Annotated in this window: 15 protein-coding genes and 1 pseudogene; 5 read left to right on the top strand and 11 right to left on the bottom strand. The window is 22.3% G+C overall.

The window, feature by feature from the left end; translation table 11 throughout:
- The 9 genes from QP548_RS16115 to QP548_RS16085 form a co-directional block, all read right to left on the bottom strand.
- Positions 1 to 1,093, bottom strand: a 1,093-nt coding sequence (locus QP548_RS16115; RefSeq protein ID WP_284905654.1) for a SpaA isopeptide-forming pilin-related protein, incomplete at its 3' end; no start/stop codon positions are given.
- A gap of 861 nt (positions 1,094 to 1,954) precedes the next feature.
- Positions 1,955 to 2,032: an IS3 family transposase gene (locus tag QP548_RS17050; RefSeq protein ID WP_350311060.1), complete on the bottom strand. Its 78-nt coding sequence runs from the start codon at positions 2,030 to 2,032 to the stop codon at positions 1,955 to 1,957.
- A gap of 2 nt (positions 2,033 to 2,034) precedes the next feature.
- The gene (locus QP548_RS17045) at positions 2,035 to 2,160 is read right to left on the bottom strand and encodes an IS3 family transposase (protein ID WP_081381917.1); all 126 of its coding nucleotides are present in this window, start codon (positions 2,158 to 2,160) and stop codon (positions 2,035 to 2,037) included.
- Between the two features lie 21 nt (positions 2,161 to 2,181).
- A complete protein-coding gene (locus tag QP548_RS16110) occupies positions 2,182 to 2,607 on the bottom strand; it encodes a DDE-type integrase/transposase/recombinase (protein ID WP_162485253.1) in 426 nt (141 codons plus the stop codon).
- Positions 2,608 to 3,163: 556 nt separating this feature from the next.
- The gene (gene netF / locus QP548_RS16105; protein ID WP_061416173.1) at positions 3,164 to 4,081 is read right to left on the bottom strand and encodes a necrotizing enteritis toxin NetF; all 918 of its coding nucleotides are present in this window, start codon (positions 4,079 to 4,081) and stop codon (positions 3,164 to 3,166) included.
- 651 nt (positions 4,082 to 4,732) lie between these two features.
- Positions 4,733 to 6,658 (bottom strand): sensor histidine kinase, encoded by a 1,926-nt coding sequence (locus tag QP548_RS16100; RefSeq protein WP_061429520.1) that lies wholly within the window; start codon positions 6,656 to 6,658, stop codon positions 4,733 to 4,735.
- A gap of 1,384 nt (positions 6,659 to 8,042) precedes the next feature.
- Positions 8,043 to 8,969, bottom strand: coding sequence for a hypothetical protein (locus tag QP548_RS16095; RefSeq protein WP_061429519.1), 927 nt, complete (start codon positions 8,967 to 8,969; stop codon positions 8,043 to 8,045).
- Between the two features lie 461 nt (positions 8,970 to 9,430).
- Positions 9,431 to 10,312 (bottom strand): Rpn family recombination-promoting nuclease/putative transposase, encoded by an 882-nt coding sequence (locus QP548_RS16090; protein WP_061416179.1) that lies wholly within the window; start codon positions 10,310 to 10,312, stop codon positions 9,431 to 9,433.
- A 63-nt stretch (positions 10,313 to 10,375) separates the two neighbouring features.
- Positions 10,376 to 10,783, bottom strand: coding sequence for a hypothetical protein (locus QP548_RS16085; protein WP_061429518.1), 408 nt, complete (start codon positions 10,781 to 10,783; stop codon positions 10,376 to 10,378).
- Between the two features lie 128 nt (positions 10,784 to 10,911).
- Between QP548_RS16085 and QP548_RS16080 the strand changes: the two genes are divergently transcribed.
- Together QP548_RS16080 and QP548_RS16075 are read left to right on the top strand one after the other, a co-directional pair.
- Positions 10,912 to 11,814 carry a hypothetical protein gene (locus QP548_RS16080; protein ID WP_061429517.1) on the top strand — a complete coding sequence of 301 codons (903 nt, stop codon included), beginning with the start codon at positions 10,912 to 10,914 and terminating at the stop codon, positions 11,812 to 11,814.
- A gap of 24 nt (positions 11,815 to 11,838) precedes the next feature.
- A complete protein-coding gene (locus tag QP548_RS16075) occupies positions 11,839 to 12,078 on the top strand; it encodes a hypothetical protein (protein ID WP_061416185.1) in 240 nt (79 codons plus the stop codon).
- A gap of 223 nt (positions 12,079 to 12,301) precedes the next feature.
- On the opposite strand, the pseudogene QP548_RS16070 reads toward QP548_RS16075, so the two are convergent.
- Positions 12,302 to 12,605, bottom strand: a pseudogene (locus QP548_RS16070) (hypothetical protein).
- 1,143 nt (positions 12,606 to 13,748) lie between these two features.
- Here QP548_RS16070 and QP548_RS16065 point away from each other — a divergent pair.
- From QP548_RS16065 to QP548_RS16055, 3 genes are all read left to right on the top strand, one after another.
- Positions 13,749 to 14,687, top strand: a complete 939-nt coding sequence (locus QP548_RS16065) for a hypothetical protein (protein WP_061429516.1) — start codon at positions 13,749 to 13,751, stop codon at positions 14,685 to 14,687.
- Between the two features lie 72 nt (positions 14,688 to 14,759).
- Positions 14,760 to 15,047 (top strand): hypothetical protein, encoded by a 288-nt coding sequence (locus tag QP548_RS16060; protein WP_061416189.1) that lies wholly within the window; start codon positions 14,760 to 14,762, stop codon positions 15,045 to 15,047.
- A 14-nt stretch (positions 15,048 to 15,061) separates the two neighbouring features.
- Entirely contained in the window at positions 15,062 to 15,238 is a 177-nt protein-coding gene (locus QP548_RS16055; protein WP_162485252.1) for a hypothetical protein, read from the top strand.
- Between the two features lie 709 nt (positions 15,239 to 15,947).
- Here QP548_RS16055 and lepB read toward each other — a convergent pair.
- Positions 15,948 to 16,475 (bottom strand): signal peptidase I, encoded by a 528-nt coding sequence (gene lepB, locus QP548_RS16050; RefSeq protein WP_061429515.1) that lies wholly within the window; start codon positions 16,473 to 16,475, stop codon positions 15,948 to 15,950.
- Positions 16,476 to 16,530: the final 55 nt, after the last annotated feature.

Below are 16,530 nucleotides of genomic sequence, written 5' to 3'. Positions count from 1 at the left end.
TCTCTACAAATTGATAATCACCTGGCGCTAAATCATTCAATGATATTTGTCCATTTTCATCTGTTGTAAGATCAGTTCTTATATTGTTTCCTTTTTGATCTTGTAAGTTAAATATAGCTCCTTGTAGTTCACTTCCATTTTGAAAATCTTTCTTTGTTAAAACTACTTTTCCTATATTTTGATTTGGTACAAAATTTCCATCTATAGATATTTCATAAGATTTTTCATTTGTTTTATCTTCTAATTCAGCCCTTATTAAACTTTGAAATGGCTTATCAGGTTTACCTTTTATTCCTCCTCTAGAATACTTATAAAAATAAAATTTTACCTCCTGATAATTATAATTAATTTTTAACTTCAAATCTGGATTTGGTTTAATAGAAGACTCTATATAAAACTCTTGACCAACTTTTATAGGTTTATCATTTAATATTTGACCAGTATTCCAATCTTTTACTACCATATCGTCTGGTAAATTTGTTATCATGAATGAACCAACGCTACCTGTAGTAGATAAATTATCCGTTGAATACTGTCCACCTCTTTCAGTAAATTTAAAATCTCCAATAAGATTTAAATTTCCTTGTTCAAACTTCTTTATTTTTGATAGCTCTAATAATTTATCATAATATCCAAATTTACCATATTCATAACCATATGGACCATCATTTCCACTACAAATATCCCATATAAGCTGTTGAGTAATATATCTTGCCTCATCTTCATTGATTCCACATTTACTAATTAAGTCTGATGAATTCACGGGATATCCATAGGCTAAGGCAGCCGCAATTCTCTCTTTTTTTTCTTTGCCATATACATCCATTAATTCATCATTAGTGTTTAGATAACTTTCTGTTCTAGTGTAATAAGTTTTGTTGCTAGAATCTATGATTGAACTTCCAGGTTGATTGTAATCATGATTATAACAATATACTGTTTTTTCACCATCATCATCTACAAAAAAGGCTGATCCCTCTGAAGTTGATTTAGTATAAGCCCAATATTCTTTTTGATTAGCAAAAACATTCAATAAAGAAAAACTAAAAAAAATTAAAGTAATAAAACTTAATTTATTAAAAAACTTTTTCATTTTTCCTCCTTTCTATTTTTTACTTTAATATTATTTATTACTAAATATAAGTTATTGTTAAATATGACTTATTAATGTTTCTTATAATATATCATGTTTATAAATAGATTTAAAATATTAGTTATTTCACCAATAATAATTAATTATTTTTATAATTTGATGTTTTATAATAATTTAAATTAAATAATACTTAATATAATATAAATAAGTATTATTATTACTTTTATGGATTTTTATGGTATTTATTTTGCGAAAAATATTTTAAAAAATTTTTTTAAGTTTAATATTTTTTAAAAAAATGTTTTGTAAATAAATAGTTAAATTTTTATTAAACAATTGTTTCGCAAAAAAAACAAATTTAATTACATAGATCTTGAATTATATTCCAAATGTTTTGGGGTAATTTGGAATATTTTGCTTTTTAAATTATTTTTCAGATAAAGAATTAAGAAAAGAATTTTTTTAATGGTAAATAAATGTGGGAAGTTAAACTAAATAATATATTGATATGAGAAAATATGATTTACCAGACCATTTTGTGAATATGTCTAAAAATTTGCTGGATTAATAGTTTTCAAAATTCTTTAATAAAAAAAGATATTATAATATTGTTAGCTCACAAGGTAAGAAATTGGAATAGTTTTTTACAATATGATTTGAAAATTTTGTTAAAATAATTTATTGAGTTTAGGTTGATACAGTATAGCCTTACTCTTATGTATAATAAAACTTACATAAAAGAAGTAATAATTAAATATAATCATAGTTACATTAAATAATTAAATAAAAAAATCCACCAACTTATTTAGTTGGTGAACTGAGCCAAATTAAGTAGACATTATTTAAAAAAGGTCTTAGTTTCTAAGCTGCACACCTAAATTCAATCGGTGTGCGGTTATTTAGTTTACCCTGAAATCTTTCAGTATTATACCAATGAATTGCTAGGCTATAGAGTCTGATAATTCTTCGAATGTTTGGTAGCTATTCTGATATATAAGTTCACTCTTTAAATCCCCAAAAAAGTTTTCTATACAAGCATTATCAAGGCAATTACCCCGTCTTGACATACTTTATATTATTCAATGTTTTTATAATAATGCCTGATAAGTTTTAGAAGTATAATGAATTCCTTGATAACTATGTAAAATAAGTCCATTAATGCTATTCTTATTTCGTTTAACCGCAATATTTACTGTTTCTAAAACAAAAGATAAATCTAGATGTTTACTGACATTATATGCAACAATTTCACTGTTAAATAAATCTTTAATCGCTGATAAATAAGCCTTTTTCTTGTAGTCTCCGTAAAACAGATATGTAATATCTGTAACATATTTCTCTAGTATTTTATTCTCTAGTTCTGAATAACTAATATCTTTCTTTCCTTTATTTCCTTTATTTAGCCATTTATAATAACCACTTCTAGATACCGAGGCTATATTGTAAAGCAATTTTAAGGTATATTTGCAACTTAACTCCCTAATTATAAAAAACTTATCTCTTACATTTATCACACCTTTCTGGATTCTAAAAGCTTTTTTAGATATTCATTTTCTGCTCTTAACTTTTCCATTTCTTCTTCTATACTATCAAAGTTTTTCTTGGGTCTTTCATGAAGTGGACTTTTAAAGCTTTCACGTCTTTCCTTAAGTCTCTCTTACCAAACTCTTCATAACGTTTTGACCATAAAAGCACTCTATTTTTACTAGTTAAATCAAGTAGTTTAGCTATTTGTGAACTTGATAAACCTTCTTATAAATACATTTTTACAGCTTTTAATTTTATTTCAATTGAATAATTTCTATTTTTTCTAGACATAAAAACACTCCCTTTAAAGTAGACAGGCTAAAAAAAGACCTATTAAAATCTACTTTGAAAGGGAGCAGTTCAAATTATTGCACCTTTATTATTTATATCTCATATAACAAATAATGATTTTTAATTTTACCTTTTCTTATACTCATTGAAGTTACCATTATAATATTTTATAAATTATTAAGTTAACGGACATTGATTCTATTCCTTTGAGTAAAATAACGACTACTATAATATTAGTAGTTTTATTTTTTATTAGTATATAAATTCTACAGTATGATTCTCCCAATCAAGTTCATATGTTTGATAGGTATAATATGGTTCTTTTGCAACACGATTTTCTCCCCACCATTGGGTTTTATACCACTCTAAAGTATATAAATCTTGATATAAGTTATAGTTTAAATTAATCATTGATTTTTTTGTGCCTTTTGGTGCCTTAAGAGCAATTACCATATTAGGAGTGAACCCACCAGAAATTAATGGTGATAAATCTTTATCTTCAACTAAATTTTTTGCACCTGTATTATGTAACCTAGATTTCATAAATAATTGATTGCCATATAGAGCATGATACGAATTTTGGTCATATCCATCTTTTGTCTTGTTAAACACTATGTTCCAAGAAGCCTTCCTAATTCCATCAGATTTCTGTATCGTCTTGAAATCAGGTTGCTCATATTGTACTGAACGTTGAACATTAAAACCAGCATTTGCTCCAACTGAAGATGACTTTTTACTAACGGAAACATTTCCACCAATACTATAACCCATACTTTCAGTTACTCTTACTGTTTCTATCGTATTACTTGGAATGCTTTCTAAAATTTTAACATTATTTTTTTCATCAGTAGTTTCAATATTTATATTATACTTACTTGGCCAATACATATTTGCACTGTAATAAGTTCCTGTTTTAATTAATCCAGAAGGTATAAATCCTTTTAAAGAAACAAGAGCTGTTAAGTTATTACTGTTTGGATCTTCAATAAATGATGCTGATAAAGATGTCTTTATACCATCTCTTTCAGAAGCATCTGATGATGTATAAACCTCAGCTTGTTTACCTTTTGAGTTAATAATACTTTCAGGAAAGGAATTAGCTTTTACTTGTGTAATATTCCCTAATAATAAAGAAAATATAGTTATACCTGTACATATTGTTTTTTTCATCTTAATAACACTCCTTATTTTTATTATGTTAATAATACCATTATTGATATACGTTTTCAATAAAATATATGAATTTATGATAATATATATCTTTTTGAGATTATGATAGAAAAAATATTTATTGTGCTTTTAAATTATTGTATAATAAAATCCCCTATAGTTTATGTGAGTTTTTTTATATATATTTTTAAGTAATTATTTTTAATTTTAAATAAATATCTCACTTAGATATTATTTGAAATTAACAGTTTTATCTGTAATATAAACTATTTATAATTTAATTACTCATTAGATTGCTCTTTGAGCAATCTATAATTTTTATTTAATAGTTATTTAAATTAAATTTAAGTTAATATATAATAAATGTGAAATTGTTTTTACTCTTACACATAAAAAACTTATAATATACGAAAATGGGCTTCCACCCTTATAGGACTATTTGATTTTATAATTGCATTAAGCAAAGAAATTAATGATTCCTTGCTTTCTTAAGCTTTTTAAATATAAAATCTATACTGGGCTTAATTAACATTTAAATCAATCGCCATATGCTTAATTTTTCGCTTTTAAAGTTAAGAAACACAAAAAGTATCAATGAATATTTATTGATACTTTTTGTGTTTTTATATAACAATATGAATCATTAAAAATTCAATTAATTTCATATATATCTGATAATTCAACGGATATATTATGAGAATTTTCATATTTATAATTTCTTTGCTTTCTATCTTTTATTATTTTATTTGGTAATGAAACTTCAAAAATACTTCCTTTACCTAATTCACTTTCTACGCGTATATCTCCATTAAGAATATCTAACATAGACTTAACTATACTTAATCCAAGTCCACACCCCTCATTTAACCTTGTGAAAGAAGTATCTGCTCTAATGAATCTATCAAATATATGTTTCTGAGTTTCTAAATCTATTCCACAACCTTCATCTTTTATAGAAATTTTAGTTGTAGACTTTTCAACTGATACGTAAACATGAATAGTAGTATTCATTTCAGAATACTTTATTGCATTTGATAAAATATTTAATAAAATTCTTTCAATCATAATTGGATCACACATTATATAATGTTCTTCTACATTTGTATCAAATTCTAAAAGCAAGTTTTTTGATAATGCAAATGGAATTATAGAGTTTGATATATCTTCAACTAATAAAATGATATTATAATTTCCATAGTCAGGTTTTAAAACTCCTAAATCCATTCTAGATAAGTCTACAATATTATTTACTAATCTAATCATTCTTTTGCAGTTCAATTTTAATGAATTACTATGTTTATTAAATGCTTCTTTAAAATTAATATTTTCATTTTCACTAAATTTTTCTAATAATTGTATAGTAGAATAAAAAATATTAAGTGGTGTTTTTAATTCATGTGATATATTGGATAAAAATTCATCTTTTTGTAAATCTCTAAATTTAATATTTTCTAAAGTTTCTTCTAGTTCTAGCGTACTACTAATATCTACATAACTCACTAAAACTTCATTATTATTTAAACTTTGAGCATAGCAATCTAAAATTTCATTAGTTTCATAGTCTTTAATAAATCCACTCCAATATCCTTGATTCTCTAAATCATTAAAAATATCTTTTAATTTATAACAAAGATGTTTATTGTTTAATAAATCATTTTTAAATTTAGTTGTTTCTTCTTTGAAGGAATAATATTCTTTAATTTTTTTATTCACATAAAAAATATTAAAATTATAATCACAAATAAACATATTACTATGCTTATTATTTTCAACAAAATTAAAAAATTTAATTAGTTCATTATTTAATAAATTATAATTGATAATTGTTGAATATAATTTAACTCCAGTAGCAATTATTATAGTTATAAAAAATAATGAAGTTATAGATACAGATATAAGCTTAATATCAAAACTTATATAAAAAATTCCGTAAATTGCATATATAGCTTTTAAAGCTAACAGAATTATACTTGCACTAAAATACTTTAAAATAAAGTATTTTGATTTGGATAACTTTAATAATTTTATAGAAACATATAAATATATGATTATTAAAAAAATATTATATAATATAAAAAAACATTTTTTATTTGCAAGGACATTTTGAAATTTAAATATATTCTCAGAAATTCCGAAAATTAAAGAATAAGTTATAACAAATACAATTGCTTTTTCAGAACTTTTATATATAAATTTATGAACTTTACTATAAGGAAAAACAGATATAATCAATAGAAATATTCTTAATAATGAAGTTGATATTGTTATATAATTAGAAAATGAGAACTTTTCATTATTAAAAATAAAATAATCTATATTTCCACAAATTATTCCGATTGAAAAACATAAATACATTAAACTCAAAATAAATGTAGTACTATTTTTATTTTTTAAGTATATAACATAAGTTCCATTTAATGCTAAGAATGATAAAATTATATTTAATATTCTTATGTAAAATAAAGCTGAAGTTAAATAATTATTATCCTTTTTAAAGAATAGTATTATAAATAAAATAATACTTATAAAAAATAAATAAATAGATAAATAGATATTACCTTTAAATTTTGAATTCATAAACATAAATCTCCTATAAAAGCTTAAATCCTAATTTATAGTAGCAAAATAACAAATTTTTTTTTGTTGAATATTGTCAAAAAAAGATAGTAAATATTATTTTTTATGTAAATAAATTGTAAAAAATATTTATAATCTTAAAATTAAGAAAACAGAAAAGGTATCAATGAATATTCATTGATACCTTTTCTGTTTTCTTCTAATATGTCAAGTGTGTATAATTAAAAATTAATTTATCTAAATTATAATATATATTAAAATTTATTTACAGTATAGATTCGATTCCTAAAAAATGTATAATTCATACTCTTATTTTTTACAATTTATAAATGTATAGACAGTAATTATTATATCCAAATATTGATTAATTTTAATATTATAGTATTATTTATTAGAAAATAAGTTTTAATATCTCTGGGTTAAATTAAAAAACAAAGAAAGACCTAAATTTAGGTCTTTCTTTGTTTTCATTAAAATCATAAGTTTCATTGGCGTGGATTATTATATACAAACTATTATAAACTATTTTTTTGAAATTTTAAACAAAAAATTATTTTATAAGCTCTGTTCTATATGAATTAAATTTTGAACTTTTTGCTTATGAAAATTTGATTTTAAATTTTTCTCCACTCAAGTTATTTAATAAGTTATCTGTTATTTTAAAACTATCTAGCCATGAAAATTTATTTACTACTTTTCCATTTAAATTTTTATCATATACTTTATTTGGTGTTTCTCTAATTTCAATAAATCTTTATTTAAGTTTTTTATTTCCATATTTAAATTTTCTATCTTTGAACCTTTAAAAGATAATTTAGTTTGCATAAAAACAATAATTATGGTTAGAAGCACTATTGTTACCATTGAAAATTTATTTTTTAAAATCTTTTCTTTTATTAATTGAATCAAGTTTAAATCCTATCTAAATATAAAAGCTCATCAATTAATTGATGAGCTTTTTAATATTATTTTATATTACATTCTCAATTTAGAAACTATTTTTGTTTCTGTAACTTCTTTTTCTATTTCAATAGTTTTTTCCTTTTTTAATGGAACAAGCTCTTTATCACTATCATCACACCAACTTATTAAATCTATATAAGTATAACTATCTATTTCTTTATTTTAGATACTTTTTTTCTATAACCTGTACATCTCCAAGTTTTGGAAGTTTATAGTCTAATATATGTTCTTTGAGTTCATCTAAATAATTTATAATATTATTATATTGTGGCTTCCTTTTGATAATATTCCCATTCCATTTTCTAAAAAAACTGAAAATTATCATTCATATGTTTTTGAAGGTCTACATTTATAAACTAGATATGATAATAAATTCTATATTAAAATTTGAATATTGATATGGAATAATATTTTTTATTATTTAATACTTTAAAATATATTTTATTTCAATTCCATTATAATTTAGAATACTTTCATAAATTTGATTATCTTGATATTTATTAGAGTATTCATATGTATTTAATACGTTCCCTTTTAAATCCATTTCAGTTAACCTTTTTATAGGTTTATATGATAATGCAAAGAAATCCATATCTACTTTCCATTCTTTTACTGGATCTACATAATATACACTATATATATTATCAGTATCTGTTTCATAATTAATTTTTATAACTTTTGTATTTCCATTTAAATTTTGAGTTGCTTTTGATATCTCTCCATCAGAATTATATTCTAACAATAATGTATTAATAGATGAATTAATTTTTTCAGTAATTTTGCTTAGTTGATTCTGTGAATTGTACTCATAACGTATAAAATATTTATCTGAAAAGCTATCTTGAATTGGAACTGCTGATTTTTGGTATAATTTATCTCCGTCATATAAGTATTTTATTCTATACACATCTATAGGAGTACCATCTAAATCATTTGCATTTTTATCATATATACTTTTTATTTCTTCAATAACTTTTCCATTTTCATCATACTTATATTCGGATATAAAGTTTTCTTTAATATGTTTAACATATGAATTACTTCCTGTTTTCATCAATCCTTTTACAAATTTAACTTGATTATTTTCATCATAATCATATTTAATTGTACAATCAGTATAGTCCCTTAAAATTGTTTGATTATTATCATTATACTGGTAAGTAGAAGCAGAAAATGTATTACCATTAACTACTTTATTTATTCCTTTTAATCTAACGTTATTTGTTGATATTGATTCATTTTTTATACTATCTGCATATAAAGAATATCCTTCATATGCAAATACATTAGTTGATATCATTGTAAGCATAATTCCAGTGGTCAGTGCTATTATCTTCCTTTTTTTCATAGTATAATCACTCCTTTTATAATTTATGGAACTAATATGTTTTTACAAATAGTTCAAGTAATTATTAAAATATTTAATTTGTTTCTCAAATTATTTTTCATACTAATTCCATAGATATAATATATCTTACACTTTTATTGTACTTAATCAAAAAACGTTTTCAACAATACTTTCATAACTGGTCAAATTTTGTGCTTAACTGGGATGAATTTTAAAAGTATACTAATTATTATATAGATTAAAGTAGATTTGATAGTAACTAATAATTTTAATTTCTATATTTATTTAAATATTTTAATTACAACTAAAAAAGACTCTATAATTTAGAGTCTTTTTTTAGTTTCAATAATATTAATAATTATTTGCTTTTTTTCTCAAGCTTTCTATTCATATAGAAGTATCCCATTAATCCACCTATAATAGCACATATTATAGTAATATCCATATTATTTCCCCATCTATTAAATATCTTTTTTTATTTTTAATATTTCTTCTTCACTTAAGCTTGTTATTTTAGAAATTAATGATATTTCTAATCCTTGGCTTAATGATTCTCTTACAACTTCTAATTTACTTTCTAATTTCCCTTCTAGTCTACCTTCTAATTTTCCTTTGGTTTCAGCATTTTCTAAAGCTGATATTCTATCATAAATAGCCTTTTCTCTCATGTTATACTGTTCTCTTTCCTTACTATCCATACTAAGCCTATATAGTTCAGATTTTGCTAGTTTAATTTCTTCATTGCTTAATTCTAGTTGCCTTACAGTATTACTTTCTGGTTCAACTAAGAACTCTAACCATTTTTCTAGGGCATCCATTTTCTCAATATTTTCAACATACTCTTTATTACCGATTTCATTAAACTTAGGTAACTCAATGAAATGTATTTCTTGAAGATCTGTCAGCTCTTCATTTGAAGTTATTTCTTTTAACCTATATGCATTATGATATTTATCATTTTTTAAATATTTGAAATTTAAGATATTTATACATACAGTTCTTTCTAACTTACTATAGTTATCTCTGTTTTGTATTTGTTCTGAATACATTTTACTCCAATAATATAAGGTTCTTTGTATCATGTTATATTCATTCTTTACCTGGATTTCAATATTTATATGTTCCTTATTACTAGTTGTAGCTTTTACATCTAATCTACTAAATTTATCTTCTATAAAGTCTTTATCTATATCGTTATTTTTGATTTCTACATCTTTTATGGGAGTTGTTGGTTTTATTACTGCATTTAAAAAGTTAATTAATATAGGTTTATTCTTTTCTGTACCAAATATCTTTTTAAATACAAAATCTATTTGTGGATTTAGTAATGTTCTATATACCATTTTAATTTACTCCTTTCAATAGTTATAATCTAATTATAGTATAGTTTTATCTAAAAGCTTTAATTAAAATCTATTTTTTAGAAATAATTCAGCTTTCTTAAGAAAAGGTATATAAGTTACATAGTCTCTATTTTTATTAAATCCTTTTCTTTCATGATAAGTTGTTATACAAGCTTTAAATATACTATGATCTGGGTAATATATCACAAGCTTATAGTCAAGATCTAGATTTAAAGGCCTTCTAATTTTAAAAATTTCGTCAGCACTATTAATAGCACTAGTTCCCCCTTTTCTATTCTCTAGACTATCAAAAACATGAATACTTCTATTTAGCTTATCTATGTACACTTCAAAATAATTATATCCATTAAGGTTATTAGGTAATGCTAAAAGATATGTATTGTCTTTAGCATTTTTTATTAAATAACTTTCAGGATTTACTTCACCTAAAGATTTATCAATCACTATCATACTGCCATTTCCTCCCCACTTATCTTTATAACTTGATTATATCATAAATTAATTAATGAAAGAAGGTATTTTCATTAATTAATTTATGATATAATATATTTAACATATTAAAAATAAAGGGTGATGATATGAAGGATAATTTAAAAGAAATTTTTCTAAATGAACTTAAGAATAATAAGGACACTCCAAAACAAGAAATAATAAAACTTGCTGAAGAATATGGAATAGATTTTAAACCTAGAGAAGCTAAATCTAAAATTATAGATAAATTAGTTGTAGATGGAGAATTTAATACTATTTTTAATAAGTTTGAAAAGTTTGGATACATTCCTACATGGACAATTGCTGATTTTTATGGTGTTAATACTGAAAGAATAGATCAGCTTCATAAAATTGGAGCAATAAAAGAAATACCCGTTAAAAGGGAATATTACAGCAGATCTAGTAAATCATATTATACAGTTAATACATATCCAGTTAGTGTTTTAGAATATTCAAGAGAAGAATTAGACGAAGCATATAATCAAACTTATGGCCAAGAAGGGTTTAAATTTAGAATTGAGACTAACTCAAAAGATGAAGTTGAAATATTAATCAATGAATTAAGAAAGCTTTTTAAAATAGAAAAGAAACCTCGAATATATGAAAGAAGAAATGAAGGTTATAACACTTATTTTACAGTTAACCTATTGAATAATAGTGAGTTTGAACAGAATAAATTTTTATCAGAAATTGAGAGTTTAAAAAATAAAAATAAAGAAACTAAAGAATATTATCGTGATATATTATCAGAAATTTATAAGAAATTTAATGTGGATAGTATAATGGATTTAATGAGAGTAAGCCTAGAATATTTAGAGCTTAAAGAAAAATATAAAAAGAATAGTCGTGGAGCAGGTAGAAAACCTAGATTTACTGAAGAAGAAAAAAATATGATAAGAGCTCAAAGAAAAGAAGGAAAAACAATAAAAGAGCTTGCAACATTAAATAATTGCAGCTTTGGAGTAATTCATAAAATTTTACATGAATAATAAATAAAAGGGGATTGAGATATTATGGATTTTATTTTAGTATTAATAGTTTTATGTGTATTTAGTTTTTCAAATATGAAATTAATTAAGCTTGGTAGATATGTAATGTTAGTGTATTATTTTTATGCTGCTCACAATTATTATATTGTTGGAAATTATAGTGGAATAGCTTATTTAACAGGAATGTTTATGCTTTTATTTTTACCAAAGATAATAAGATTTATATTCATTTTAAAAACAAATCGTAGATATTATCAATATTAAAAAAGTAGCTCAAAATCCCGAAAATTTAACTGTTCTTTAAAAATATAATTCAAAAAATGTTAACCATTTTATTTTATCAAAAATTAATATGTTTGAAAATTATTAATTTTTATTGTAATATAATTATATCTTCTATTATTTGAAGATTCTTGAATCTATCTGGGAGCCAGTTATTTATTAACTGGCTTTATTAATTTTGATATTTAGAGTATAATATCATTAACTATAAATTCTCATTAGGATTATTATTTATCAATAATTTTAATTTATTATAAGTTTTGTTATAAAATTTGAACTTTTTGCATACTTTATTGCTTCATAAAAGTTTAACTCAAAAATATTATCAACTATTGAGTAATAAAATCTAAATTTATAGCTCCAAAAAAATATTTTATATTTTCTCCTAATGATAATTTTTGAACATCTTCTAAATCACATCTTTCATCAGTATAATAACCATTTTTATTACTCCACTGTAGAAATTTAAGTGTAAACGTTAAAAATTGATATCTAAAAACAACTTCTATGAATTAATATTATTAAGTCAATAATTCAAAAGAAATGTGTTTTTATGAAAATATAGATTTGGATAAAATACTATCTAAATTTAAAAATTAGGAAGGAGCTATAAGTAATTTTTGTAAGGAAAATAATATTTCATAGTGATTTAGATTCTCAATAAATAATGATATGAAAAATCTATGTAATTAATTTAATTCTTTAGCTAAAAAATTTGGATATATTGTAATACTTGTATATAGTTATTTCATCCTATTTTAAAGAAAAAAGAAATTTACAGAAAAATCTATTAAAAGTATGAAGCTGCTAAAAATCAATATTTAAATATATAGAAAGTTTTTATAATAGTAAAAAACTATATTAAAGCCTTGATTATAAAACTACTAATTAGATGAAATTTAAAACTTTGAATATCGCCTAAATAAGTTATAATTTTTGTTTCTAAGATATTAACACAAATCCAATATTTCAATTTAAGATATAAAAATATCTATTGAATATAAATAAAATTTTTAAGTGTTGGTGTTTTAGGTTTAAGTATTAATATTTTATGCTTTCTTAAGGTTATGGTAACTTACTATGTTTTATTACAAGTTCATAAAGTTTAGTATAAAATATGACCAGTTAAGCATATTTTATTGTAATAATTTTTAATAAGCTATATTATTAGTTTATTAAAAATAATAAATATATATTTATATAGATAGAAATTGAAAATGATAATTATTTTAAAATATTTAAATGAATATTAGATTGTTGTGAAAAATATCTTAATTCTTCATAATGTATTATTTATTTGAGAGTTATATAAGTTTGAATAAATTTTTACATGGCAAATAAACCTAGCAAATGATTTAATTTTTGCAAATCAATCAAATATGTTGATAATTTTATCGCTTAGTAGTTGTTTTTTTGATTTTAATTATTGATATATTATTTAAATTGATATTTTTTATCAGCATGCTTGTCAAACTTATATAGCCTTTTAGAATTACAATGAGGACATTTTACATTAGTTTTGCTCATTGCTTTTTTCTCCTTTCTTGAGGGGGATAAATATTTTTTAGCAAACTTATTGTATTCTCAAGTGTTGAAAAGAGCAATGTTCATTTAAATTAACAGATCAGGTTTAAGTAAAAGGAGTTGATTTCATGAAAAAAAATTTAATTTCAGCAATATTAATTGGAAGTATAGGTATGACATCACTTTCATCAAATGTTATATTTGCTAGTGAATGTTATTCTGCATATGAAGATAATATTGATTTTTATAGGTATGAAAATATTACAAGTAGATTGCAGAAAATTATAAAAGGTGGTCAACAACAGTCAATAGCATCCCAATATAAATATAATGATTCAAGAAAAATTACTTTTAGAGATTATGCTGAAGGAACTATAGAATATAAATATGATTCTAATGGTAATGTTGTTAAAATTTTAAATAAATTAAAAAAAGACAACACAACTACACCGGCTATAATTCATGTTAAAGAAAATTCTATCTCAGAATATACATACGATTCTGAGGGGAAAATATCTAAAGAAATAAAAAAAGTTTTTGATGTTTCAGATACAGATTTATCAGAAGAGCCTATTAAAGTATATAAAATAGATTATTATTATGATGGAGAACAACTTTCTAGAAAGAGTTATACACCTAGAATAGATAGTGATGAGAAAAAAGAATATACTCGTTATTCATATGATAAAAATGGTAGAGTAGATAAAATAATAGAAAAGAAAAATGGAACAGAATATAGCATGACATTAGAGTATGATAAAGATGGTGATATAACAAAAGCTATTCAAAATAAAAATGGCATTGAGATAACACGAGAAATTTCCTATGTAGCAAACTCAATATATCCTATATATTTCGTAGATCCTGTAAAAGAGAAGAAAATAGATTTAGACTTCTTTGCTTCATCATACAAGTTAATAGATGAAATGAAAATTACAAGTGTTAATACCAATATGACATTTAAATACGATTATAAATTTAACGAAGAAAATATTCCCACAGAAAGTGAATTAACAAGTATTATTAATGGAAAAGAATTTAAAACTAAATATTTATTAGAATATTAATTTTATAAAAATTTTAAAATTAAATATATAAACTATAAAAAATATATTTTTTTAATTAATGAGGAATTTATTATGATATTTAAAATATATAAAGGTTATATAATACAAGCTAATGTTCATGATTCCAATAAACGAATTTCTTTTACTTATGATTCTATGGATAAATTAGTTATAAAATTAAGACTAGCTTCTTATTTAGATGAAGTAAATAAAATTTCAAAAGGAAGTTCTGAAATTTATTTAAGTTCTTTTAAAATTATACAAGGTTCATATATGCTTCCATCAACTGGTGATCCAAATAAAAATACTAAATTTTTATTTGAAAATGGTAAACTTACAGAGTTGGGAAAAATAAATTAGAAGTTACTTTTATAGTGAAATATTCTAGTAAAGAAAATGATGCTATTATTGATATAAAAGATGATTTTAAAATTTATGATGAATTAACAGAACTTTCTAATGCTGGTGAAGATAATTTATTAGCAAAGTTTATGTTTTTAAATTATAAATCTAGTAAGTTCAGACTATTTGAATATATATTAATTTTTTAAATAGTATTAAATTTATAAGAGTATAGTATATTCAAAAATTAAGTAAAAAGAATTGTCCTTTAGAATATATAAATATTTTAACAAATAAAGGAGAATAGTGGTAAAAGAGAAATGTTATCAAAAAACGTTTTTAAATTGACGAGTATATAGAATTTGAATTTATGTGAATTGTATATACTATAATTATTTAATGTAAATACTATAAAAATAACATACTTAAATGGAAAAGTTACTGTATTAAATATGATAAATATAATACTCTTTACACTCTCCTTAAATAAATTGTGATACTTTTTTATTTAGATTAAACTTAAATTTTATTTTCTATTTCATATTTTTTTATAATAATAATGTAATACTTGTAATGGTTTTCTAAGATGTTGTAGAATTAATCAAAAAGGAAATGATAATATTAAAAAAAATTACTTTAATTAAAAAAAGTTGATTTTTAGTTCCATTGAATGATTAATAGATTTACATTTTTATTCTAAATCTATTATTTAAGTAGGTAATTATTTGAATTTATTTCTTAAATATGTGATATATTCAATAATAATTTGGGTTACAGGATTTATAATATTATTAATGACTCATCAGTTTCTATGGGTTCCTTTACTTATGATATTAGTTATTATAAGTAATATTAATTGGATTTTATATTATGCAAAAAAATAAGGTTAATAAAAAATATTAACCCTATACATTAACTTTATCTAATAAATCCAATTCTATTAAATGGATATACAATTATTTGAGCTTTTGCATCTATATCTTTATTATCTACATATGGATTAGTCCAATATCTAGCATCATCACTATTTGCTCTATTATCTCCTAACATTAAGAATTTTCCTTCTGGTACATTAAAATACATATCTGTTTTTCCACCTGGATATTTAACATAATCTTCTTGAATTTTTTCTCCATTTACATAAACTGAACCATCTTTTTTTATTTCAACATTGTCACCCGGTAACCCTATTACTCTTTTCAAAAGTAATTCATGAAGTTCATCAGAATTAAAGACTAAAACATCTCCTCTCTTTATATTTGAAGTATTATAAATTTTCGTAACAAATAGTTGATTTCCCACTTCTACTGTTGGGAACATTGATGGGCTAGGAACTACTATTTTGTATAAAAGAAATTTATTGATAATTACAGCAAGCAAAACTGCTGCAATTATTGGAATTAACCAATTGCTAAATAAATTTTTAAACTTCTTATTTGAAAACATATAAAATTACCTTCCTTTTCGTATTTATATAATTTTTTATACTTTTAAATTTTAT

Source organism: Clostridium sp. UMB9555A (genome assembly GCF_030222355.1).
GTDB lineage: Bacteria > Bacillota > Clostridia > Clostridiales > Clostridiaceae > Sarcina > Sarcina perfringens.
Note: the sequence above shows the minus strand (reverse complement) of the source record. Positions and strands in the feature narration are given on the sequence as shown.